At 51.1% G+C, this 24,525-nt stretch carries 23 protein-coding genes; 8 read left to right on the plus strand and 15 right to left on the minus strand.

What is annotated here, in order from left to right; genetic code table 11:
• Window positions 1-29 precede the first annotated feature (29 nt).
• Complete coding sequence (locus O3681_RS05115) at window positions 30-800, minus strand: sulfite exporter TauE/SafE family protein (protein ID WP_371459483.1); 771 nt, start codon at window positions 798-800, stop codon at window positions 30-32.
• Window positions 801-995: 195 nt separating this feature from the next.
• Here O3681_RS05115 and O3681_RS05120 point away from each other — a divergent pair, with 195 nt between their 5' ends.
• The gene (locus tag O3681_RS05120; RefSeq protein WP_004519303.1) at window positions 996-1,541 is read left to right on the plus strand and encodes a TIGR00645 family protein; all 546 of its coding nucleotides are present in this window, start codon (window positions 996-998) and stop codon (window positions 1,539-1,541) included.
• A gap of 68 nt (window positions 1,542-1,609) precedes the next feature.
• Here O3681_RS05120 and O3681_RS05125 read toward each other — a convergent pair whose 3' ends face one another.
• Entirely contained in the window at window positions 1,610-2,560 is a 951-nt protein-coding gene (locus tag O3681_RS05125) for a bile acid:sodium symporter family protein (protein ID WP_371459432.1), read from the minus strand.
• Window positions 2,561-2,764: 204 nt separating this feature from the next.
• Window positions 2,765-3,652, minus strand: coding sequence for a YicC/YloC family endoribonuclease (locus O3681_RS05130; RefSeq protein WP_371459433.1), 888 nt, complete (start codon window positions 3,650-3,652; stop codon window positions 2,765-2,767).
• Window positions 3,653-3,789: 137 nt separating this feature from the next.
• On the opposite strand from O3681_RS05130, the gene rph reads away from it, so the two are divergent.
• The 3 genes from rph (at window position 3,790) to O3681_RS05145 (ending at window position 6,898) form a co-directional block, all read left to right on the plus strand.
• Window positions 3,790-4,518, plus strand: coding sequence for a ribonuclease PH (rph, locus tag O3681_RS05135; RefSeq protein ID WP_003745651.1), 729 nt, complete (start codon window positions 3,790-3,792; stop codon window positions 4,516-4,518).
• 171 nt (window positions 4,519-4,689) lie between these two features.
• On the plus strand, window positions 4,690-5,910 hold the full coding sequence (locus O3681_RS05140) for an aspartate kinase (RefSeq protein WP_371459434.1): 1,221 nt from the start codon (window positions 4,690-4,692) through the stop codon (window positions 5,908-5,910).
• A 337-nt stretch (window positions 5,911-6,247) separates the two neighbouring features.
• Complete coding sequence (locus tag O3681_RS05145; protein WP_371459435.1) at window positions 6,248-6,898, plus strand: hypothetical protein; 651 nt, start codon at window positions 6,248-6,250, stop codon at window positions 6,896-6,898.
• Between the two features lie 87 nt (window positions 6,899-6,985).
• Here the strand turns inward: O3681_RS05145 and O3681_RS05150 are convergent, their stop codons facing one another.
• Both O3681_RS05150 and O3681_RS05155 read right to left on the minus strand, forming a co-directional pair.
• The gene (locus O3681_RS05150) at window positions 6,986-7,426 is read right to left on the minus strand and encodes a DNA polymerase III subunit chi (protein WP_371459436.1); all 441 of its coding nucleotides are present in this window, start codon (window positions 7,424-7,426) and stop codon (window positions 6,986-6,988) included.
• 37 nt (window positions 7,427-7,463) lie between these two features.
• Window positions 7,464-9,950, minus strand: a complete 2,487-nt coding sequence (locus O3681_RS05155; protein ID WP_371459484.1) for a heavy metal translocating P-type ATPase — start codon at window positions 9,948-9,950, stop codon at window positions 7,464-7,466.
• 361 nt (window positions 9,951-10,311) lie between these two features.
• On the opposite strand from O3681_RS05155, the gene O3681_RS05160 reads away from it, so the two are divergent.
• Window positions 10,312-10,437 (plus strand): hypothetical protein, encoded by a 126-nt coding sequence (locus tag O3681_RS05160; protein WP_003678791.1) that lies wholly within the window; start codon window positions 10,312-10,314, stop codon window positions 10,435-10,437.
• A 68-nt stretch (window positions 10,438-10,505) separates the two neighbouring features.
• On the opposite strand, the gene hflX is transcribed toward O3681_RS05160, so the two are convergent.
• The 4 genes from hflX to lptF all read right to left on the minus strand — a co-directional run bounded on the left by hflX (window position 10,506) and on the right by lptF (window position 15,232).
• Window positions 10,506-11,666: a GTPase HflX gene (gene hflX, locus O3681_RS05165; protein WP_371459437.1), complete on the minus strand. Its 1,161-nt coding sequence runs from the start codon at window positions 11,664-11,666 to the stop codon at window positions 10,506-10,508.
• A 44-nt stretch (window positions 11,667-11,710) separates the two neighbouring features.
• Complete coding sequence (locus O3681_RS05170; RefSeq protein WP_371459438.1) at window positions 11,711-12,931, minus strand: glycosyltransferase; 1,221 nt, start codon at window positions 12,929-12,931, stop codon at window positions 11,711-11,713.
• A 118-nt stretch (window positions 12,932-13,049) separates the two neighbouring features.
• Complete coding sequence (gene lptG, locus O3681_RS05175; RefSeq protein WP_063075941.1) at window positions 13,050-14,120, minus strand: LPS export ABC transporter permease LptG; 1,071 nt, start codon at window positions 14,118-14,120, stop codon at window positions 13,050-13,052.
• Window positions 14,117-15,232 (minus strand): LPS export ABC transporter permease LptF, encoded by a 1,116-nt coding sequence (gene lptF / locus O3681_RS05180; RefSeq protein WP_004519285.1) that lies wholly within the window; start codon window positions 15,230-15,232, stop codon window positions 14,117-14,119. The genes lptG and lptF overlap by 4 nt, the downstream gene beginning before the upstream one ends.
• A 157-nt stretch (window positions 15,233-15,389) precedes the next feature.
• Here lptF and O3681_RS05185 point away from each other — a divergent pair, with 157 nt between their 5' ends.
• The 3 genes from O3681_RS05185 to znuD all read left to right on the plus strand — a co-directional run bounded on the left by O3681_RS05185 (window position 15,390) and on the right by znuD (window position 19,890).
• Window positions 15,390-16,799: a leucyl aminopeptidase gene (locus O3681_RS05185; RefSeq protein WP_371459439.1), complete on the plus strand. Its 1,410-nt coding sequence runs from the start codon at window positions 15,390-15,392 to the stop codon at window positions 16,797-16,799.
• A gap of 101 nt (window positions 16,800-16,900) precedes the next feature.
• On the plus strand, window positions 16,901-17,383 hold the full coding sequence (locus tag O3681_RS05190; protein ID WP_128581507.1) for a cupin domain-containing protein: 483 nt from the start codon (window positions 16,901-16,903) through the stop codon (window positions 17,381-17,383).
• Between the two features lie 218 nt (window positions 17,384-17,601).
• Window positions 17,602-19,890 (plus strand): TonB-dependent zinc receptor ZnuD, encoded by a 2,289-nt coding sequence (gene znuD / locus O3681_RS05195; RefSeq protein ID WP_371459440.1) that lies wholly within the window; start codon window positions 17,602-17,604, stop codon window positions 19,888-19,890.
• A gap of 84 nt (window positions 19,891-19,974) precedes the next feature.
• Here znuD and O3681_RS05200 read toward each other — a convergent pair whose 3' ends face one another.
• The 6 genes from O3681_RS05200 to sucC form a co-directional block, all read right to left on the minus strand.
• A complete protein-coding gene (locus O3681_RS05200) occupies window positions 19,975-20,787 on the minus strand; it encodes a phosphatidylserine decarboxylase (protein ID WP_371459441.1) in 813 nt (270 codons plus the stop codon).
• 226 nt (window positions 20,788-21,013) lie between these two features.
• Window positions 21,014-21,280, minus strand: a complete 267-nt coding sequence (locus O3681_RS05205) for a hypothetical protein (RefSeq protein ID WP_036491527.1) — start codon at window positions 21,278-21,280, stop codon at window positions 21,014-21,016.
• The gene (locus O3681_RS05210) at window positions 21,261-21,668 is read right to left on the minus strand and encodes a phage holin family protein (RefSeq protein ID WP_371459442.1); all 408 of its coding nucleotides are present in this window, start codon (window positions 21,666-21,668) and stop codon (window positions 21,261-21,263) included. The genes O3681_RS05205 and O3681_RS05210 overlap by 20 nt, the downstream gene beginning before the upstream one ends.
• 108 nt (window positions 21,669-21,776) lie before the next feature.
• Window positions 21,777-22,211: a DUF883 family protein gene (locus O3681_RS05215; protein WP_315611051.1), complete on the minus strand. Its 435-nt coding sequence runs from the start codon at window positions 22,209-22,211 to the stop codon at window positions 21,777-21,779.
• A gap of 192 nt (window positions 22,212-22,403) precedes the next feature.
• A complete protein-coding gene (sucD, locus tag O3681_RS05220) occupies window positions 22,404-23,294 on the minus strand; it encodes a succinate--CoA ligase subunit alpha (protein ID WP_002221113.1) in 891 nt (296 codons plus the stop codon).
• 10 nt (window positions 23,295-23,304) lie between these two features.
• The gene (gene sucC / locus O3681_RS05225; protein ID WP_371459443.1) at window positions 23,305-24,525 is read right to left on the minus strand and encodes an ADP-forming succinate--CoA ligase subunit beta; all 1,221 of its coding nucleotides are present in this window, start codon (window positions 24,523-24,525) and stop codon (window positions 23,305-23,307) included.

Below are 24,525 nucleotides of genomic sequence, written 5' to 3' on the forward strand. Positions count from 1 at the left end.
CTTTCAGACGGCCTTTTTTTCATTTGATATCAACCCAATAAATCCCAAGCAAACTTCCCAATGGTCAGACACAGCAGCAACATAAATCCGTAACGCAGCAGTTTGGTTCCGCCGCGCATTGCCAAGCGCGCGCCGACCACGCCGCCGCACAAGTTCGCCGCTGCCAACGGTATCGCCCATGCCCACACAACATGGCCTTGCGGAATAAAAAACTTCAACGCGGCAAGATTGGTGGTCGAATTGATGACCTTTGCCGAGGCGTTCGCCGCCAGAAAATCGTAGCCGTAAAAGCGGACGAACACAAAAGCCAGCAGGCTGCCCGTTCCCGGCCCGAACACGCCGTCGTAAAACCCGATTAACGCGCCGAAAAATAAGCCCCATAAAGTTTCGCGGCGTGTCAGCTTTTCAGTGCGCACCGTCTGCCCCAAGTCTTTTTTCAAAAAAGTGTACAGACACATGGCAATCATGATGACCAACATTGCCGGTTTCATGTATTGCACAGGGAAATACACCACCGTTTTCGCGCCCAAATATGAAGCGGCAAATGCCAACGCCGCGGCAGGCAGCAGCATTTTCCACGGTACGGGGATTCGGCGCAGATATTGCCCCGTCGCGGTCAACGTGCCGCAGCAGGAAGCAAATTTATTGACACCCATCACCGAGGCCACAGGCATAGCATTTGGCAATAGGTTGAACAATCCTGGAATCTGCAACAGTCCGCCTCCGCCAACCGCCGCATCCATCAGCCCGGCGGCAAAGCCAACCAATACCAGATAATAAAAAAACGAATCTGCAAGCATAATGTCCATCTCTAAAAAGCAAAGCGATTTTGCGCGTATTTGCCTATTCCGACAACCTACAAGGCCGTCTGAAAATAAGAAACCATATCCTGTTTTCAGACGGCCTTTCTTTTTCAATTCAGCCGCTCAAATTGCAGCTTAAAAATTTTTCCATTAAAATGCCGCCCCTTATCTTTCCTACACACAACACATTATATGGAACATTCCACCCCGACCAAACGCACAGCCCACGACCGAATGGGCATCTTCGCGCATTTCATTTTCGCCAGCCGCTGGCTGCAACTGCCGATTTATATAGGCCTGATTATCGCCCAAGTCATTTATGCCTGTAAGTTCCTCAAATCCTTGTGGCACTTGGTATCCAATTTCAGCATCATGGATGAAAACACCATCATGATCGCCGTATTGAACCTGATTGATGTCGTGATGATTGCCAACCTGCTGACCATGGTCATTGTCGGAGGCTACGAAACCTTCGTTTCCCGCCTACACGTTGACGAACATCCCGACCAACCCGAATGGCTCAGCCATGTCAATGCTTCGGTTTTGAAGGTTAAGCTGTCGATGTCCATCATCAGCATTTCCTCCATCCATCTGCTGCAAACCTTCCTCAACGCCGCCAATCTGTCGGAAAAACAAATCATGTGGCAATGTATTACCCACATCTGTTTCCTGATTTCCGCCCTCGCCATGGCTTTAACAGACAAAATCGTGTACAGCACGACGCATAAAGCGCATTGATAAAAAGCAATCAAAAGGCCGTCTGAAATATTTCAGACGGCCTTTTGTTATCTGGCAATGTTTACAGCTTATTGCTTACGCTTGTCCCACCAGGCAAACAAATTGCCCAAAACCGTTCCCGATACAGAGTGCCAAACGCAGGCAACGGCGGCGGCAACAGCAGACTCGGCATTACCGGGGAAGAATTTAGCGCTCAAACCAGTGGCAAGTCCGGCATTTTGTACACCGACTTCGATGGCAAGGGTGCGTTTTTTGGCGGTGTTCATGCCGGTCAGCGCGCCACTGTAATAGCCGAGGATGTAGCCGCCGATGTTGTGGGCAGCGATGGCGAGTACCATAACGAAGGCGGACTCGGCGAAACGATGGCCGTGAACGGCAGCAACGCCGCCGACAATACAGGCAAATGCGACAACGGCAACAGCCGGCATAATCGCGCGCACGTCTTCAAACCAGTGTTTTCTATGTAGCAAGATATTGGCGGCAGAACCGATAACGACGGGCAACAGGGTAACGAGCAGCATAAATTTGAACATACCCCAGCCGTCCATTTCGACAGTTTGTCCGACCAAATAAGTCATCCACAGCGGCGTCATCACAGGCGCGAGGACGGTAGAAACAGTGGTCATGCCAACCGAAAAGGCAACATCGCCTTTAGCCAAAAAACTCATGATATTGGACGAAACACCGCCCGGGCAGGTACCGACCAAAACCAAACCCAGCGTCAATCCGGGCGAGAGGTCAAAGGCTCTGGCAATGCCGATGGCGAGCAAGGGCATAATCGTGTATTGGGCGATGGCACCGATAAAAATATCGAGCGGACGTTGCGCCAGAATTTGATAATCTTCTTTGCCCAAAGTCATGCCCATACCGAGCATGATGATGCCGAGTACGACAACTTGCGTATCGCCTTTTACCCATGAAAAAGTGGCAGGCTCAATAAAGGCGATGATGGAGGCAAGGACGATAATCAGGGCGGTGAAGCGGGTCATTTGCCGACTGATTGCGGTTAGAAAGTTCATGTTTTTACTCCTTTGTATGTTCTTATCATGACAATAATTGCCATAATTTAACACATGTTAACTCTTTAGCGCAATAACAGTCACGAAACAAGAAGCCCGCCTCCAATAATGTTTAAAAATAAACTCAACCGGTTCCGTCCCATATCGACACAAAGGCCGTCTGAAACTTTTCAGACGGCCTTGTTTTATCTGTTCGTTATCGATTTATTCGATATTTTGAACCTGTTCGCGCATTTGTTCGATTAAGACTTTCAGTTCAACCGACGCTTGCGTGCATTCGGCGGCGATGGCCTTGCTGCCCAATGTATTGGCCTCGCGGTTGAGTTCCTGCATTAGGAAATCCAAACGTTTGCCTGCGCTGCCCTTGCCTTCGGTAACGATGCGGCGCACTTCGGCGATATGGGTGCGCAAACGGCTGAATTCCTCATCCACATCGGATTTTTGGATGAATAAAGCAAATTCCTGTTGCAAACGGTCGTTGTCGATATTGCCGACGGCTTCTGCCAAACGGGCTTTGACTTTGTCCATATGCGCCTGAAGCAGGCTGGGGAACAATTCGTTCAAAGCGTCCACAATCTCTTCCATGCCGTCCAGGCGTTGCAACAGGTGCTCGCCCAGTTTTTTGCCTTCACGTTTGCGAGCTGCTGCAAACTCTTTCAACGCGCTGGTCAATAAATCTTTAACACCTTTGGCCAAAGCTTCGGCATCTTCGCCCTGACCCGCCAAAACGCCGGGAAAACGCAAAACATCGGCCACGCTCAATTTGGCAAAATCATGCTCCTTGCGCCAAGTTTTGTTCAAATGCGCCAGTTGGGCAACCAAATCCTGATTGACCTCCAAAGTCTGTCCGCCCGAGGATGCGTCCTGCAGCTGGATGCGGCATTCCAATTTACCGCGCGCCACGGCTGCGGCAATCTGCTCGCGCAACGCGCCTTCCAAATAGCGCAACTCTTCCGGCATACGGAATTGGACATCCAAATAACGATGGTTGACCGCGCGGATTTCCAAATTAATCCGCTTGCCGCCGCATTCGCCTGCGGCATTGGCAAAGCCGGTCATGCTGTGGATTTGAATATTTCGTCTTGTAGCCATGGTTTTACTCCGTTTTCAAATACGAGTGAAAGTACGGATACTATAACACACCCGACTGCCGATTTTCAGACGGCCTTTGCCGCCAAATTCCTCTATAATTCAAGGCAACCTGTTTTTTATTTCCCCAAAGGACCATCATGAGCGACTACACACGCACCGGCCGCGCCGCCGACAGCCTGCGCAACATCAAAATTACCCCAAACTTTCTTCCCCACGCCGACGGCTCCTGCCTCATCGAGTGCGGCAACACCAAAGTGATTTGCACCGCCTCCATCGACGAAAATGTCCCACCGTTCCTGCGCGGTAAAGAGCAAGGCTGGGTAACGGCCGAATACGGTATGCTGCCTGCTTCCACTGCCTCCCGTATGCGCCGCGAGGCCGCCGCAGGCAAACAGTCCGGCCGCACACAAGAAATCCAACGCCTGATCGGCCGCTCCCTGCGTGCCGTCGTCGATATGGAAAAACTCGGCGAACGCCAAATCCTGATTGACTGCGACGTCATCCAAGCCGACGGCGGCACGCGTACCGCCTCCATTACCGGCGCCTACGTTGCCCTGCAAATCGCCGTGGACAAACTCCTTTCAGACGGCCTCATCAGCGAAAACCCCATCCGCGAAGCCGTTGCCGCCGTTTCCGCCGGCGTGGTGGGCGGCGTACCGCTTTTGGACTTGGACTATCCCGAAGACTCAGGCTGCGACAGCGACGTCAACATTATCATGACCGCATCCGGCAAAATCATCGAAATCCAAGGTACGGCCGAAGGCGCACCGTTCAGCATCGAAGAATTGGGCAAACTCATTGCCCTCGCGCATAAAGGCATTGCCGAATTGGTCCAACACCAAAAAGCCGCCCTTTTGTCCCGATAAGCAGCAAGGCCGTCTGAAAGATTTCAGACGGCCTTTTTTAACCCCGTCCATTTATGCGCATTTACTCAAAAAAGCGCGTCCCATCCTTGAATTTCATGTAAAAAATAGTAATAATAACCCTTTTTCCAGCAAACCAAGCTGCCCGACAAACCCCACAAGAAAGCACGAAACATGGCGTTAATCGTACATAAATACGGCGGCACATCAGTAGGCTCGCCCGAACGCATCAAAAACGTAGCCAAACGTGTCGCCAAAGCCCGCGCCGAAGGACACGACATCGTAGTCGTCGTATCCGCCATGAGCGGCGAAACCAACCGACTGGTCGCCCTGGCGCACGAAATGCAAGAACATCCCGATCCGCGCGAGCTGGACGTCGTCCTTGCCACCGGCGAACAAGTAACCATCGGCCTGCTGGCCATGGCCCTGAAAGACATCGGCGTTGACGCCAAAAGCTACACCGGCTGGCAGGTTGCCCTCAAAACCGACACTTCCCACACCAAAGCCCGCATCGAAAGCATCGATGACGAAAAAATGCGTGCCGATCTCGCCGAGGGCAAAGTCGTTATCGTAGCCGGTTTCCAAGGCATCAGCAGCGAAGGCAATATCTCAACCCTCGGCCGCGGCGGTTCGGACACCTCTGCCGTTGCCATCGCCGCAGCCCTCAAAGCCGACGAATGCCAAATTTACACCGACGTGGACGGCGTTTACACCACCGACCCGCGCGTCGTACCCGAAGCACGCCGCATGGACACGATCACATTCGAAGAAATGATCGAATTGGCCAGCCTCGGCTCAAAAGTTTTACAAATCCGCTCCGTAGAATTCGCCGGAAAATACAAAGTGCGCCTGCGCGTACTCAGCAGCCTGCAAAATGGTGGCAACGGCACCCTGATTACCTTTGAAGAGGACGACAACATGGAAAGAGCAGCCGTAACCGGTATCGCATTCGACAAAAACCAAGCCCGCATCAACGTACGCGGCGTACCCGACAAACCCGGCGTTGCCTACCAAATCCTCGGCGCAGTTGCCGATGCCAACATCGAAGTCGACATGATCATCCAAAATGTCGGTAGCGAAGGCACAACAGACTTCTCCTTCACCGTTCCACGTGGAGACTACAAACAAACCATCGAACTCCTGCAACAACGCCAAGACAGCATCGGCGCCGCCTGCATCGATGGCGACGACACCGTATGCAAAGTCTCCGCCGTCGGCTTGGGCATGCGTTCACACGTCGGCGTGGCCGCCAAAATCTTCCGCACCCTCGCAGAAGAAGGCATCAACATCCAAATGATTTCAACTTCCGAAATCAAAGTATCCGTCCTGATTGACGAAAAATACATGGAACTGGCCACCCGCGTTCTGCATAAAGCATTCGACTTAGGCAACTAATTCCAACCAGTCAAAAAGGCCGTCTGAAACTTTATTGTTTCAGATGGCTTTTTTTATTTCCATTACATAAATCAACAACATCTTAATAAAAAAAATCTACTTTAGCTCAAAACAGTGTAGCCTAGCTTATTATTACCCTTGTTAATTTCATTATATGTTCAATATTTTACAACCATCCACCTTCGCCGTTTAATTCCAAAAACATACCACTTAACCTAATTTGAGAAAAATAAACAAATCTGTAATAAAATAGAACAAAAGTACAAACAATTATCTATGCTCATCAATAAAAACAAATTTCCCCCAATTTTCTCCTAACTTAAGAAGGAATCCTAATATGAACGTATTAAACAAATTCGGTATGCTAATCTTGACCGCTTCCCTGCTGGCAGCCTGCGGCGACTCCGGTAATAAAGGCAGCAGCGACAAACCGGCAGAACAAGTTGCCCAAAGCGAATCAAGCCCGGCCAACAAATACGAAAAAGCCCTGAGCGAATTCCCTGAAGCAGATCCTAAACTGGCCGAACCTATCGTCATTTCCGATAAAAAATCCCCGGACGGTCTTGCCGAATTACAAAAATTCATTCATTTCACCACTGGTGAAGAAGCACAAAACATCGGCAAAATAGGACAAGAATTGCAACAACTGGCCAGCCAAGGTAAAGAAAAAGAAGCTTTGGAGCAGATGAACAAACTGACAGCCGCACTGGAACAATTCCATCAGAGCGCAGCTGCTCTCGATATCAAAGATCCTGAAATCAAAGCAGTTATGGATCGTACACTGCAAGTCAGCAGTGCTGCCAACAACCTGATGATTTATGCAGGTAAGTATTCTTCTGAGTTGACTATCGATGGCAAAGATAAAGATTCGCTCAAATTTGCCAAAGATTTCCAAGACAAATCTCAAAAATTGCAAGAAACCCTGCGTGCAGCCAATCAAGAAGTAGAAAAGGCTGCCACAGCCTTAGGCAAGAAATATTCCCAATAAGCCTATTGTTTCCAATAAATAGCAGAAAGGGACATCATCAAAATGTCCCTTTGTTTATATTCAGACGGCCTTGAATATCTCCAACGCTCAATCCTTCCCTTCTCTCGAAAAATGCTCAATCTCGAATCCACTCTGACGATACGCTCGGAAACGGTCTCTGGCTTCGGCCAAATCTTCTAAGCTGTTGCCGACAATTTCAAGGATACGGTTTGGAATGACCTGGGCTTGACTCCAGAAATCGGCAGACAGGTTTAAAACCGTGCGATCCTGCGGAATATTCGGCAATGCGTTTCCAAACGCAAGCAATACCGGCGTTTCAGACGGCATGGGGTCGGTAGGAAGCCAGACTTCATGCGGAATAAAACTTTCGGGAATCTGCTGCCACAAATCAACATCTAGTTGCTGCACTGCCGCAGCAGAATCCGACCACACCAAAATCTGCCCGCCATCGCATATGGCGCGCGCAATCAGGCGGCAGGCAAAGGCGGCCGGCTGGGCAACGTGTGTATAAAAAGTGGCTTTAGGCATGGCGTATTCTTTCGTTTGAGCAATGGATTTGCCGTTTTCAGACGGCCTTTTTGGTTTTCAACAATCTCAAGGCATTGCCCAACACCAGCAGCGAGCTGAAACTCATACCGAGTGCGGCGATCCACGGGGTAACGTAACCAAACACGGCCAGCGGAACAGCAACCAGATTGTATGCGCTCGCCCAAGTCAGGTTTTGGCGGATGATTTGATGGGTACGGCGTGCCTGTTCCATCATCACGGGCAAAACGTTCAAATCATCATTGAGCAAAACCACATCGGCCCCGTCTCGCGCCACATCGGCACTCGTGGCCACGGCGGCCGATACGTCGGCTTGGGCAAGGACGGGGGCATCGTTAATCCCGTCGCCAATCATCATGACTTTACGTCCTTGTTTTTGCAGATTTTCCACATAAGCCAGCTTGTCTTCCGGCGTGGCTTCGGCACGATAGGCATCCAATCCCAGCTCTTGCGCGACTTGGGCTACGGCAGCTTGACGGTCGCCGCTTAAAAGGTGCAGACGGATGCCGTGCTGTTTCAGGTTTTGCAACATTTCAGCGGCGCTGTCTTTGATTTGGTCTTCCAATAAAAAGGCCGTCTGAAAACCGCTTTGATTGCCCAAGAAAATAATGCCGCCTGTGTGGTCGATATGGGCAAATGTTTCAGGCAGATTACCGGCAATTTCCGAAACAAACGCCGCTTTGCCCAAAGCCCAAACTTGGGTTTCGCCATCAAATTCAATTTGCGCGCTGACACCGTACCCAATACGGTTGACCCGTTGCTTCACTTTCACATCAAGCGCGGATACAGGGCCGTCTGAAAGCGTATGGTTCAAAATGGCACGGGCGATGGGGTGCTCGGATTGCTGTTCCAATGCCTGGGCGATAGCAAGGGCTTGGACTTCGTCCAGACGGCCTGCTGACAACATACGGCTGACGGAAAGCTGCCCTTTGGTCAGCGTACCGGTTTTATCGAACACGACATCGTCAATTTGGGCAAGCGTTTCCAGGCTTTGTTTGCCGCTGATGAGAATGCCGTCTTTGGCAAGCGCACCGGTAGAAGCGGCCAGCGCGGTCGGCGTGGCAAGCGACAAGGCACACGGACAGGTAATGACCAGCAGGGCAACGGTAATCCATAAGGCGGTGTGTGCATCTGCATACCAAGCCCAGCCGATAAAAACAGGAATCGCAAGCAAGAGTTCGCCAAATACAAAACTGGACGCGTATTTCTCGGCCAACTCGGCGGCACGCGGTTTTTGCGCCAGCGCGCGGTCGAGCAGTTTGACGATATGGGACAGGCGCGTGTTGCCGCCGGTATGGTCGGTGCGGATGATTAAAGGGCTGCTGGTGTTGAGCGTGCCGGCGGTTACTTTTTCAGACGGCCTTTTCACGATGGGCAGGCTTTCGCCGGTCAACATGGCTTCGTTAACTTCGCTCTCACCGGATAAAACCGTACCGTCCACCGGAATGACTTCGCCGGGTTTCACAACAATCGTATCACCGATATTGAGGCGGACGACCGCGGCTTCCTCGATGGCTTCGCTTTCCGGATAAGCCGGCAAACGGTGGCAGAATGCCGGAACCAGTTTGACCAACCGCTCCGCAGCATCGCCTGCTTTGCGTCGGGCAATCTGTTCCATAAAACGCCCACCCAATAGGAAAAACAGCAGCATGGCGATGGATTCAAAATACATGCCCTGCCCTGCGTTGGTGGCCAAGCTGTAAATACCCGCAATAAAGGTCATCACAATGGCAATGGCAATCGGCGTATCCATGCCGACACGGCGGTTTTTCCAGTCGCGCCATGCGCCGCGGTAAAACGGCAACGCGCTGTAAAACACAACGGGCAACACCATCAAAAAGCCGCCCCAATGCAGGATTTCCAAATAAAGCGGCTCGATGTCGCCGCCGTAAAAATAAGTCGGCAGGGCAAACATCATCGTCTGCATCATACCCAAGCCGGCTACGGCCAATCTGACGATAAACTGCTTGCGCTCTTTCTGCGCCTGCACTTCGATTTTTTGCGCATCATAAGGCGCGGCGGTATAACCGGTTTGGCGGATTTTCAGCAAAATATCCGACAATTCGATATGGGCGCTGTCCCACACCACGCGGCAGCGGTGGGTACTGTAATTCAAATCCACGCGCACTACGCCCTTCATGCGCAACAACTGCTGCTCAATCAGCCACACACACGCGGCGCAGGTAATGCCGCCCAGCATCAATACCGCCTCGCGCTCATCCCCTGCGCCGACCTCGACAAAATCCGCCTGTACTTCGGGCAAATCGTACAGCTTTAATTGCGACAACACTTCCGGCGGCGGCAATTCGGATTTTTCCGCGTCGGCAGTACGCTGTTTGTAATAATTGCCCAAACCGGCATCAATAATACTCTGCGCCACTGCTTGGCAGCCGGCGCAGCAGGTTTCGTGTTCTTCGTCTTCAAAACGAACCGTCAGATGCAGATGCTCGGGGACTTCAAGTCCGCAATGGAAACAGTTTTTTTTAGGATGTGTGGGAGATGTCATCATGTGTTCGATTTATTTTTCAGACGGCCTGAAACAATCGTTTCAGGGTGTTACATTTTAGCAAAAAGCGTTTTTCCGCCTCTTTTCATTCAATTTTGAATTAACAGGCTGTCGGACTTTGTAAAAAATATGGAAAACAAAGTATTGACCGTTTATCAAACGATGAACGGTAACATATAAATACCGTTTATCTTTAAAAACTTCCAATTATTTTAATGTAAAAATGGAACTTTTTTAAAAATCCTAATACATTTTTTATTGACCTCAATCCATTTAAGCAGCATACTTTAGGCATTCCGCGAAGACGGAAATCAAAAAACACACATTTACTTATAAAACTAACTTATTGGGAAACCTCACCATGATTGATCGCCTTATGCCTATCTTCGCCGTTATCGGCATTTTGTCCAGCACCGTATACCTGAGCCTCGCCGCTTGGATGCTTTACGAAAGCGTGTTCAAAAAGAAAAGCCCTCTGTCGGCATAATCCTCAGATTTAGAATTTTACGGTAAGGCCGTCTGAACATTCAGACGGCCTTGTTTCATTCCATACTATCAAGCACTTGGCTGTACGGCCAATTCAATCATCGCTTCACGCAAACCGTCCATGCCCAAACTTTCGACAACGGAAATATTCACGCCGACCGCCTGTCCGGAATTATCGCGCAAAATGCCGGCTTCACGCATACCCGACGGCAGTAAATCAATTTTGTTGTACACCACTAATTGCGGAATCTCATGCGCGCCAATTTCTTCCAAGACTTCGTTGACATCGTCCATCTGCCGTTCAAAATCGGGATTGGACGCATCAACGACGTGCAGTAGCACATCCGCCATCGCCGTCTCTTCCAAAGTAGCGGAAAACGCCGACACCAGCTTGTGCGGCAAATCGCGGACGAAGCCGACGGTATCGGTCAAAATCACACTCGCCTCGTGCGACAGGAAAAGCCGGCGCGCAGTGGTATCTAAAGTGGCGAACAACTGGTCTTTCGCCAATACGTCTGCTTTGGTCAGGCGGTTGAACAGGCTAGATTTTCCGGCATTGGTATAGCCGACAATGGCAAAGGTTTTCAGACGGCCGCTCATGCGCGATTTGCGGCGCGTGGCGCGTTGTTTGCGGACATCGGCAAGCTGTTTTTTCAATGCCGTGATTTTTTGCCCGATTAAACGGCGGTCGGTTTCCAGCTGGGTTTCGCCCGGCCCTTTCAAGCCGATGCCACCCTTCTGGCTTTGCAAATGTCCATAACCGCGTACCAGCCGTCCGCTCAAATGGTTCAACTGGGCCAATTCCACCTGCAACTTACCTTCCTGCGATTGGGCGCGTTTGGCAAAAATCGCCAAAATCAAACCCACTCTGTCGAGGACGCGGCATTGAAGCTCTTTTTCCAGATTACGCTCTTGTGTCGGCGTGAGTTCGTGGTTGAACACGACCAGCCCGACATCATGCTGCTTGACCACTGCCGCCAACTCTTCCGCCTTGCCCGTACCGACAAACAAAGCCGGATGCGGTTTGTCGCGGCGTGAAGTTTCGATAGAAACCAAATCACCGCCGGCCGCGCTCACCAATTCTGCCGCTTCGGTCAAAGCCGTCTGAAAGCCGCGTTCGCGCGTTTCGTTCGCGCCGGAATAGTCCGCCGTCAGCATCACGCCGACCAAGAGGACGCGTTCGGGCTTTTCCAAAGATTTATCGACGGAAAACAGATTGCGCTTGCTCAAAAAATTTCCTTTCAGACGGCCTGACGGCGGGATCTAAGTGCTGATTAACGGTTTTTCAAAATATCGGCGAAATATTCGGTCACTTCTGCCAAACGTCCGCCCTGCGCGGCATAAGGCTGCATTACGGCCACCAGCTGCTCCAATACTTCGCGCGTTTCGGTTTGCGCGTATTCGCGGTAGAGCCACATATTTTGCATGGTCACCGTGGTCAATGCCTCGCGTACATTCAGCAAGAGCAAGTGTCGGCAAGACTCATAGCCTTGGCGCAAATCGCCGGCCGCATAAGCGGTAACCGACAATTCATAGTCGATGTCCAACTGATAAACATTGTTTTGGACAAAAAGAATATCGTCTTGCGGGAACGGAATGCGTTTCGCCATCAGGCCGATTGCATGGGAAATACGGTATTTCCCTTCCTGACGCAGCATGGTTTGCGCAAGGTAGAGACACTCGGCACGGCGCGGGTTGTAATCGTAGCCTGCCAACCAAGTCGCCAAGGCTTCATCGCGTTTGCCCATTAATTTGTAGCACTCGCCCAGCTGTTGGTAAGAAACCGTCACTTCCTCGATCCAACCGCCCAACTCGATGCGTTTTTTAAACCATTCGCTCGCACGCTCGGGCATATCAGAATCCCAATAAGAACGCGCCGCGTAAAAGGCGTAACGCGGTTTCAGGTCTTCATCTTCAGGACTGTAAAACGCTTTTTCCAACGAAACCGCATCAAGCAGGTATTTGTTCGCCATATTGCTGCGTGCGCCGAAACGGCCGCTGAGAACCGTATAGTCGCCATGAAGTGTGGCTTCGCTGGTATCTTGTTTGTCGGTTTCGATAAACTCGTGCAACACGCCGCGCCAGTAGAATGTGCCGTCATTGCGCAACAACAGCGGACGGTAATAAACCACGCTGCCCATGGCATTTCTCATGCGGAGGCGGTAACGGTCGGCGGTCAGCTCGGGCAATTCCAATTTACCTTCAAAGCGGTCGTCCGCATCAAAAATCAACACGTAATCGGTTTTGCCTTTTGCATGTTTCAATGCCTGATTGCGGTTGTATGCAAAATTTTGCCAACCATCATGATGAATCTCACCCGCGATACCCTTTGCATCGAAAAAGCGGCGGATCACGCCGACGGTATCATCGGTCGAACCGGTGTCGCTGATGACGTAGTAGTCAAGTTTGATGTGGTCGGTGATGTTGGCCAGTGTTTCTTCGATGATTGCCGCTTCGTTTTTGACAATCATATTCAAGCAGATGGTTTGGGACATTTTCAATAGCCGCATTGGTTTGGAAAGGTATTATTTTACTTTAGCATTTTGTTTTTTGCACACAAAATACTCAGGCCGTCTGAAGATTGCCTTTCAGACGGCCTAAAGTTTATTTTGCTTATCTTTTTTCCTGACGACGTATCAGATACACCGCCAACAGTGCAAACAAAACCGTCGGCAATGCACCGGCCAAAAACGGCGGCACGCCGTACAACTGGCTGGTAAAACCGAAGAGCCGTCCGGCAAAGTGGAACAGCAACCCGAGGCAGATACCGCCGAAAAGTTTCAAACCCATATTGCCGTGGCGCGTGGTTTGCGGCGTAAAGGCGAAGGCAACAAGCGCCATCACCCATGCGGCTACGGGATACACCAGCTTGCGCCACCATGCGATGGCATAGACTTGGGTATTTTGGTTGTTTTTTTCCAGATGGTCGATGTAGGTAGTCAATTCGCCGACAGACATTTGATCGGGCTTGACGAGCAATACATCCATCAGGTTGCGCTTGACGGAAATCGGCCAGTTTTCTTCGGCAGCAGTAGAAACCTCGACTTTATCTTCGCCCAATATGCTGCGGCGGATATTTTTCAGCTGCCAGCTGCCGTCAGGATTCAAAACGGCTGATTCGGCTTCTGCCGCTTGGATCAGTTCGTTTTTATCATTACGCTGCCAAATTTTAATGCCCAAAAGCGTATGGTCGGGCAGCATTTCGCGCACGTTGATAATGCTGTTTTTTTCTTTCAGCCAAAGGCCGGTATTGCCGGTACTGATTTTGCCGTTGATGGCGGCAGCTTTGATGTTTTCAGCTTTTTGGCTCAGCGTGGGTGCAACCCATTCGCCAAGCGCAACGGTGGCAATGGCGAAAATCAAACCGAACTGCGACAGAATCAACAGCAGCTTTTTGGTACTCATGCCGCTGGCTTTGATAACGGTCAGCTCGCTGCCCGAAGCCAGTTGGCTGAGAGAAATTAGGCCGCCGATCAAAACGGCAAGCGGCATCAGTTCATATGCGCGCGCAGGCATCTGCATTAAAACATACTGCCCCAATTTTGCGCCGTTATAGCTGCCTTTTCCAAGATCGCCGACTTCGTTGATGATTTCAAAAAAGCTGTACAAAGCAAGGAAGGCAAGGAGGGCGTAAACCGCCATAACCGCCATTTGACGGATGATGTAACGTGAAATCAGGTTCATTTTCCGCCTTTCAATGTCAGACTTTTGGCAACCGCCTGCCAGAAGGGTTGGCTAGGCATACTGCGCACGCGCAGCAGGACGACGGCAATCACAAACATGATGATGTGCATAGGCAGCAGTCCGAGCCAAAAATGGATTTTGCCATCTTCCACGGCGTTACGCAGGAAGGTCAGCCCGTTTTGGTAAACCAAAAACAAACCGATGGCAATCAAGATATTGTAGGTGTGGCCGCTGCGCGGATTGAAATAGGAAAGCGGCACGGCGAGCAGGCACAGCAACAAAACGCTGACGGTCAAGGAAATACGCCACATCAATTCCGCTTGGTGCTGGGGATTGCTGCTGCCAATCAGTTGGGCTGTCGGAATGGTACGGCGGTGTGATACAGGGTCGATGAGTTTCGGCGTAGTGCTGATAATCAGGCTGAGGTGTTGGAAAGAAACGCGGTTGTAATCGGCTTTGCCGGGCGTACCGCTGTAACGGTAGCCGTCGCGCAATTCAAGCGTACGTTTGTTGTCGGTCAGCGAAAAATTGCCCTCTTTGGCAAAAACGATGTTGTCGTTGCCGTTTTTGTCCTGCTCGCGCAGGAACAGGTTTTTCATGATGCCGGATTCGGTATCGAAGGTTTCGACAAAATAAACCCTGCCGTTACGCTTACCCAAGCTATTAAACTCGCCGGCTTCCACCAAAGACAATTCCTGCTTCTGCTTCAAGATTTCGGCATATTCGCGGCTGCGCAACTCTGCCCACGGCATCACCCAAAGCTGCATGACGGCAATCAAAATGGCAAACGGCACGGCAAACTGCATGACCGGGCGTATCCATTGTTTCAATGCCAATCCGCAGGAAAGCCAAACCGACATCTCACTGTCGCGCCAGTAGCGGGTCAATACGGTCAACGTACTGATAAATGCGGTCAACACCAGCAAAAGCGGTGTCATGCCGATTACCCAGAAGCCGACTAAGGCCAACACGGCATCGATGGCGACACGCCCGTCGGCTGCGCGGCCAAGCAGGTTGATGGCCTGCGTGGACACCAATACCGCCAAGAGGACGACAAAGATGCCGACGGCGGTAAAGGAAAGTTCTTTAATAAAGTTTCTTTGGTAAATCATAAGATTGAGCGTGGTATACGGTTTATGGGAAACCTATATTTATTAATAAGGCTTCAGACGGCATGACACAAATGGAGTACAATGATTTTCATCTGTTCGGACGGTTGGTCACAGGCCGTCTGAACAACCGACAACCGTTCCAATCAGGAGAATAAACGTGAAATTTAGCACAAAAGCCGAAACTTTGCAGGCTCAACAGGCAGGTGCGCAATTATTTGTCTGCGCCGACGCATCGCAACTGAGCAACCCGACTGCCCTCGCCCTCTTCGCTTCCCTTGAAGAAGGTCAAAATTTCGCCGACACCAAAATCCCGACGGACAACGGTTTGCAAGCCATTGCCGTTGCCCGCCTCGAAAAAACCGACCGCGCCACATTGAACAAAGCCGCAGCCGAAGCCGCCAAATGGGCGCAAAACCAAGAAACGGTCAATGTGGACGTTCACGCCTTTGAAGAAGCGCAAGCAGCAGCCATTGCCGAAGCGTTTGCGATTGCTTTCGGCAATGCCGCCTACCGTTTCGACCGCTACAAAAAAGAAGCCAAACCGGCCAAATTTGCAGAAGCCGTGTTCCACAGCGCGCACGAAGCCGCCGTCAAAGAAGCCCTGCGCATTGCCGAAGCGCAAGTTTACGGACAAAGCCTCTGCCGCGACTTGGGCAATGCCGCACCAAACGAATGCACGCCTGAATTCCTCGCGCGTACCGCCAAAGCCGAAGCCGAAAAATTGGGCGCACACGCTAAAATCATTGAAAAAGACTACATCAAAGAAAACATGGGTTCGTTCTGGTCTGTCGCCAAAGGCAGTGTCGAAGATCCATATTTGGTCGAACTGAGCTATTTTGGTGCGGCCGACAAAGAAGCCGCACCTGTGGTATTGGTCGGCAAAGGCATTACCTTCGACACCGGCGGCATTTCCCTCAAACCCAGCCTGAACATGGACGAAATGAAGTTCGACATGTGCGGCGCGGCAACCGTCATCAGCACCTTCTGCGCCGCTGTCAAACTACAACTGCCGATCAACCTCATCGCCGTCGTCGCCACCTGCGAAAACATGCCTTCCGGCGCGGCAAACAAACCGGGCGACGTCGTGAAAAGCATGAAAGGCTTGACCATCGAAGTGTTGAACACCGATGCCGAAGGCCGTCTGATTTTGTGCGACGCGCTCACTTACGCCGAACAATTCAAACCCAAAGCCGTTATCGACGTCGCCACCCTGACCGGCGCGTGCATTATCGCCTTGGGTCATGACGTCAGCGGCGTGATGGGCAACAATCAAGATTTGGTCGACAGCCTGCTGGCCGCTTCCCGCAATGTGGACGACAAAGCATGGCAACTGCCGCTCTTTGAAACCTACAAAGACCAACTCAAATCCAACTTTGCCGACATTCCAAACATCGGCACACCGGGTGCAGGCACGATTACTGCCGCAACATTCCTGTCTTACTTCACCGAAGACTATCCATGGGCACACCTCGACATCGCAGGTACCGCATGGAAATCCGGCGGTGAAAAAGGCGCTACCGGCCGTCCTGTTCCTTTATTGTTGAACTATTTGCGCAATGTGAAATAAATCTTGGGGGGAAGCCTGCGGGGTTACACATTTCAACCCCGCAGGCCGTCTGAAAACGGAATCCGCATTATCTGACTCAACCTGACAAACGGAGAACCACCATGAAACCACTATTTGCCGCATTATCTGTTACCCTTCTGCTCGGCACATCCATAAGCGCGCAAGCTGCCGAACAAACCACCCCCACCGACCGCAGCATCCAAGTGTATAAAAAAGCCGACTTAGCCGAATGGAACCGCGAAAATGCAGCCGGAGGTCAAGGCCCGCTACTCGGCAGCTTTGCCTTCACGCGCCATCAAACCGCAGAACAAGATGCATTCAAAGAAATCGGCTGGCTCACATTACCGCCGGGCGCCTCCATTGGGCAACACAAACATACCGGCAATGAAGACGTTTACATCATCGTATCCGGCAAAGGCCTGTTTACCGATAGCGAAGGCAAACAAACCGAAGTCGGCGCCGGCGACATTACCATCGCCCGCCCCGGCCAGTCCCACGCACTCAAAAATATCGGCAAAAAGCCGTTGGTATTCTTAGATTTGATTGCAGAGACTGCTGGCGCTAAAGCTGCCGAAACCAAGTAATGCTTTCAATGAAAGCAAACAATCTGCCATGACTTTCTGCCTTACCCAAACCAGGCAGCAGAGAGATTGTTCCGTTTTCATTTAAACCTACATACAAGCTAAAGGCCGTCTGAAAACCACGCTTCGTTTTCAGACGGCCTTTTTTCTCAAAAATCTTATCATATAAACAATGAAATGTTATATAATAACAGCCTTTCGAAATATGATGAGAAACTAAAATGACACAAACCACACTCAAACCCATTGTTTTATATATTCTTTTAATCAGCACCCCCATCCTCTCCCAAGCGCATGAAACCGAGCAGTCGGTTGACTTGGACGAGGTTACCGTCGTCGGCAAAAGCCGTCCGCGCGCTACTTCGGGGCTGCTGCACACTTCGACCGCCTCCGACAAAATCATCTCCGGCGATACCTTGCGCCAAAAAGCCGTCAACTTGGGCGATGCTTTAGACGGCGTACCGGGCATTCATGCCTCGCAATACGGCGGCGGCGCGTCCGCTCCCGTTATTCGCGGTCAAACAGGCAGACGGATTAAAGTGCTGAACCATCACGGCGAAACGGGCGACATGGCGGACTTCTCTCCCGACCATGCCTTGATGGTGGACAGTGCCTTGTCGCAACAGGTCGAAATCCTGCGCGGCCCGGTTACGCTCTTGTACAGCTCGGGCAATGTAGCCGGTTTGGTCGATGTTGCCGATGGAAAAATCCCCGAAAAAATGCCTGAAAACGGCGTATCGGGCGAAGCCGGATTGCGTTTGAGCAGCGGCAATTTGGAAAAACTGACATCCGCAGGCATCAATATCGGACTGGGCAACAACTTCGTGCTGCATACCGAAGGCTTGTACCGCAAATCGGGCGATTACGCCGTACCGCGCTATCAAAAAGAAGAAGGCCGTCTGAAACGACTGCCCGACAGCCATGCCGATTCAAAAACCGGCAGCATCGGGCTGTCTTGGGTTGGGGATAAAGGTTTTCTCGGCGTAGCGTACAGCGACCGTCGCGACCGCTACGGCCTGCCTGCCCACAGCCATCTCTACGACGACTGCCACGCCGACATCATCTGGCAAAAGAGCTTGATTAACAAGCGCTATTTGCAGCTTTATCCGCACCTATTGACCGAAGAAGATGTCGATTACGACAATCCGGGCTTAAGCTGCGGCTTCCACGACGACGATGATGCACACGCCCATGCCCACAACGGCAAACCGTGGATAGACCTGCGCAACAAACACTACGAACTCCGCGCCGAATGGAAGCAGCCATTCCCCGGTTTTGAAGCCCTGCGCGTACACCTGAACCGCAACGACTACCACCACGACGAAAAAGCAGGTGATGCAGTAGAAAACTTCTTCAACAACAAAACACACAACGCCCGTATCGAGTTGCGCCACCAACCCATAGGCCGTCTGAAAGGCAGCTGGGGCGTGCAATATTTGGGACAAAAATCCAGCGCGCTTTCCGCCATTCCCGAGACCGTCCAACAACCGATGCTGATTGACAACAATGTGCGCCATTACAGCTTTTTCGGTGTAGAACAGGCAAACTGGGACAACTTCACGCTTGAAGGCGGCGTACGCGTGGAAAAACAAAAAGCCTCCATCCAGTACGACAAAGCATTGATTGATCGGGAAAACTACTACAACCAACCCCTGCCCGACCTCGGCGCGCACCGCCAAACCGCCCGTTCGTTCGCACTTTCGGGCAACTGGTATTTCACGCCCCAACACAAACTCAGCCTGACCGCATCCCATCAGGAACGCCTGCCGTCAACGCAAGAGCTGTACGCACACGGCAAGCACGTCGCTACCAACACCTTTGAAGTCGGCAACAAACACCTCAACAAAGAGCGTTCCAACAATATCGAACTCGCGCTGGGCTACGAAGGCGACCGCTGGCAATACAATCTGGCACTCTACCGCAACCGCTTCGGCAACTACATTTACGCCCAAACCTTAAACGACGGACGCGGCCCCAAATCCATCGAAGACGACAGCGAAATGAAGCTCGTGCGCTACAACCAATCCGGCGCGGACTTCTACGGCGCGGAAGGCGAAATCTACTTCAAACCGACACCGCGCTACCGCATCGGCGTTTCCGGCGACTACGTCAGAGGCCGTCTGAAAAACCTGCCTTCCCTGCCCGGCAGAGAAGATGCCTACGGCAACCGTCCTTTCATCGCACAGGACGACCAAAACGCGCCTCGCGTTCCGGCTGCGCGCCTCGGCGTCCATCTGAAAGCCGCACTGACCGACCGCATCGATGCCAATTTGGACTACTACCGTGTGTTCGCCCAAAACAAACTCGCCCGCTACGAAACGCGCACGCCCGGACACCATATGCTCAACCTTGGTGCAAACTACCGCCGCAATACGCGCTATGGCGAGTGGAATTGGTACGTCAAAGCCGACAACCTGCTCAACCAATCCGTTTACGCCCACAGCAGCTTCCTCTCTGATACGCCGCAAATGGGTCGCAGCTTTACCGGCGGCGTGAACGTGAAGTTTTAAAATCGGACAGGCAAACAAAAAAGGTTTTCAGACGGCCGTCTGAAAACCTTTTTCTTGTTTTAACCAATCATTTAAAACTGACTATTAATCTTTCAATACATCTTGCACAGCCGCTTGAATTTTAGCCGCCGCTGCTTCGATTTGCTGCTGTTCGGTAGATTGGCTTGCCACTGTTTCAGCCGGAGTCGCTTGTGAAACTGGCGCGGCTTGTGGAGCTGCGGCTTTAGGCTCAGATTCAGTTTGCGGCGCAGTCAGCGGCAAACGTGCCAATACCGTGCTGACGCCGGTGACTTTATCGCCAATCGCCACTTGCGCCTGCGCATCGACAGGCAGATACATATCCACGCGCGAGCCAAAGCGGATAAAACCATAGCGTTCGCCGCGAGACAGTTTCGCACCTGCTTGGGTGTAACACAAAATACGGCGCGCCACCAAACCGGCCACTTGAACAAAAGTAATTTCACGACCAGAAGCCGTAGTCGCCAAAACCGCATTACGTTCATTTTCCGTGCTGGCCTTATCCAAATCCGCATTCACGAATTTGCCTTTGTTATAGACCACTTTCGTTACCGTACAATCGGCAGGCGATTTTTGCGAATGCACGTTGAACACGTTCATAAAAATACTGATTTTCAAAGCATCGACATCACGATACGGATCGCGTGCGCGCTCGACCACCACGATACGGCCGTCAACCGGGCTCAACACCGCTTCAGGATTTTGCGGAATTTCACGCGCAGGGTCACGGAAAAACTGCAAAGCAAATACAGTAAACACCCAAAACGGCAAAGACCACCAGCCGCAACACATCGACACCAGCAGGCTCAAAGCCAAACCGCCGCCGATAATCGGCCAGCCCTCACGGGCGATAATCGGGTGGGGATACAAACGGTTCATCCACTTATCCTTCATTTAATAATTTCAAAATTGCCGCCATTATATCTGAAACTCCAAACATTGAGGCCGTCTGAAATATTCAGACGGCCGGTATCTTTTGTAAAAAATACTCAAAATAGATAAAGTTTCAGTTTTAGCAACACAATGACGCAGCGTCCTCAACCAGCGGCTCACACGCTCCAACAACTCGCCGCAAATATCATTTTGACCAAACCTCTGCCCTCGATTATCTCGATAAGCCCAGTATGACCGCCAATACCAGCCAAATCCAATGCCGACGGCGCGATGTAGAAAACAAAGCGCGTTGAGACAGCAAACGCGTTTGGCTCAACTGATACGCCACATCGGCCAACATTACCAAGCGATTAGTCTGCCGAGCATTACCTTCTTCCGCTTTACGCAGTTTCAAATTTTCCGCTTCAATCCGCAGCCGCACCAGCTTAGCTTCCAAAAGCAGCAGCTCGCGCGCTTCTTCATACTCCTGTTGCTTCATCGTCCGCATCCTTATCTATCTCACCGCGCAAATACGCAATGTCCGATCGAATATCCTGCAAGGTTTCAGCCACACGACTGCCCTGCTCCCGATAATCTGCCGATACTTTGCGGAACAATACAGCAATAATCAACAGGCTTACAAAGAAAATGCCGAAAAATACCCACAAAGCGGCCATATCCGACAGCACGCGGTTCAAGCCGAACAGCAAACCGACCAAGCCCACCATCAACAGCGCGCCGGACAACACCAGCCAAATCGCCAAACGAAACACATTCTCCGCCTGACGCGTCAAATCCAAGCTCAATACCTGCAAACGCAGCAGCAGCAAATCCGCGCCCTGATTCAACAAAGCCTTGCCATGTTCAAAACGCTGGCGAATTCCCATCTTAACTATCCTTTTTCTCAGGAAACATAAGGCAGAGGCCGTCTGCACGGTGCAATGAAATCCATGATTTCATTGCACGCCTGTTCAGACGGCCTTAACATATTCGCATTAACGGCGGTTCAACAACACACCCACAACCAAACCGGCCAATGCGGCAAAACCCATCGCATAATATGGTTTTTCATGCACCACTTCATCAGCGTGTTTGGCACCGCGTTTCAAACGCTCGCCCGCATCAGCTTCAAATTCGGCAAAGCGCTCTTTGCCTTCTTTAAAACGCTCCTGAGCCGCTTCTTCAAACTGCTCGTATTTCTCACGCGCACGCTCGGCATGATGGCGCAAACGTTCGCCGGCCTCTTCTTCAAAACGGCTCAAACGCTCTTTGGCCACAGCCAATTTTTCTTCCAATTTGGCTCGGGCTTTACTGCCCTCTTCCGAACCGGCTTCAACACCATTGCGGTACAACTCTTCCACATCATCCATCACTTCTCGGATGTCTTTCAGCAAAGCCTCGCGACGTGCTTCAAAATCGTGTTTTTTCATGCTTTTCTCCTTGATATAGGTTGATATGGTTACAGAATATTTATCTGTTAATAAATTATAACCGTTTATTCTAAAATAAATGTTAATTTAAATAAAATTAAGTGCTTATTATGAAAACAAGCAAATGAAATTTAAAAAAGGCCGTCTGAAAACTTCAGACGGCCTTTTCCATTCAGCTTAAAGACTTAGGTCTTATGCCAAACCTTTTGCTTTCAACACTTCCAGCATGGTAGTACCCAACTCGGCAGGGCTGCGGGTGTAAGCGATACCGGCTTTTTCGAAAGCAGCGAATTTTTCTTCGGCAGTACCTTTACCACCGGAGATAATCGCACCGGCGTGGCCCATACGTTTGCCTTTAGGAGCAGTAACACCGGCAATGTAGCCGACAACAGGTTTGGTTACGTTAGATTGGATGTATTCGGCTGCTTCTTCTTCCGCAGTACCGCCGATTTCACCAATCATGATAATGGCGTCAGTATCTGGGTCTTCTTGGAAGAGTTTCAGTGCGTCGATTTGGTTCATACCAGGAATCGGGTCGCCGCCGATACCGATACAGGTTGATTGACCCAAGCCCAGTTTGGTGGTTTGTGCCACGGCTTCGTAAGTCAATGTACCGGAACGGGAAATAATACCGATGCGGCCCGGAGTGTGGATGTGGCCCGGCATAATACCGATTTTGCACTCACCCGGAGTAATCACACCCGGGCAGTTAGGGCCGACCAAGCGGGTACCGTTGCCGTTGGTTTCCAAGTAACGTTTGGCTTTGAGCATGTCCAAAGTAGGCACGCCTTCGGTAATCACAACGACCAAGCCTACGCCTGAATCAACGGCTTCAACGATAGAATCCAAAACAAACGGAGCTGGAACGTAAATTACAGATGCGTCCGCGCCGGTTTCTTTAACGGCTTCTTTCATGGTGTTGAATACAGGCAGGTTCAGGTGGGTTTGACCGCCTTTGCCTGGGGTAACGCCGCCGACAACTTTAGTGCCGTAAGCCAGAGCTTGTTCGGAGTGGAAAGTACCGTTTTTACCGGTGAAACCTTGAACCAATACTTTGGTGTCTTTATTAATCAATACGCTCATTCTTTTCTCCTTAGGCGTTTACGGCTGCAACAATTTTTTCGGCTGCGTCATTCAGGCCGTCTGCAGAAGTCAGTTTCAGACCTGATTCGTTCAGGATTTTCGCGCCGAGTTCGGCGTTGTTACCTTCCAAACGAACAACGACAGGAACGTTGACGTTGATTTCTTTAACGGCTGCCACGATGGCTTCCGCAATCATGTCGCAACGTACGATACCGCCGAAGATGTTGATCAATACGCCTTTAACGGATTTGTCTTCCAGAATCAGTTTGAACGCTTCAACCACGCGGTCTTTGGTTGCGCCGCCACCAACGTCCAAGAAGTTGGCAGGTTGGCCGCCTTTGAGTTTGATGATGTCCATAGTGGCCATCGCCAAACCGGCACCGTTAACCATACAGCCGATGTTGCCTTCCAGGGCAACATAGTTCAGGTCGAATTCAGAAGCTTTCAGCTCACGTTCGTTTTCTTGAGATTTGTCGCGCAATTCAGCGATTTTTGGCAGGCGGTAGAGCGCATTGCTGTCGATACCGATTTTGCCGTCCACGCAAGCCAGTGCACCGTTTTCGCGAACTGCCAATGGGTTTACTTCAAACAGGGCGAAGTCGTTTTCGATAAACGCTTTGTACGCGCCAGTCATCAGTTTGACGAACTCGTTGATTTGTTTGTCTTTCAAGCCCAGTTGGAAGGCAACTTCGCGAGCTTGGCAAGGTTGCAGGCCGACCAGCGGATCAACGGTTACTTTGAAGATTTTTTCTGGAGTTTCGGCAGCAACTTTTTCAATTTCCACGCCGCCTTCGGTAGAAGCCATGAATGTAACGCGGCGGGTAGAACGGTCAACCACTGCGCCCAAGTACAGCTCGGTTTGAACAGGATACATATCTTCGCAAACCAAAACGCTGTTGACAGGTTGGCCGTTGGCATCGGTTTGGTAAGTTACCAAGTTGGTGCCAATCAGGCTTTCAGCCACTTCTTTAGCTTCTTCGCGGCTTTTAACGACTTTTACGCCTCCCGCTTTACCGCGGCCGCCGGCGTGTACTTGTGCTTTGACAACAGCGAATTTGCCGCCCAATTTGTCGTAAGCTGCAGCGGCTTCTTCGCCGTCGTGTGCCAAAATACCGCCTTGTACGGGCAAACCGTAGCTAGCCAGCAGTTCTTTAGCCTGATACTCGTGTAAATTCATGGATTTCTCCTTAAGGTGAGTGGGTTTTAGGAATCGCCCTGCGGCCAATCCCAT

It is taken from the genome of Neisseria sp. 27098_8_158, assembly GCF_041433145.1.
GTDB classification, from domain to species: domain Bacteria; phylum Pseudomonadota; class Gammaproteobacteria; order Burkholderiales; family Neisseriaceae; genus Neisseria; species Neisseria subflava_E.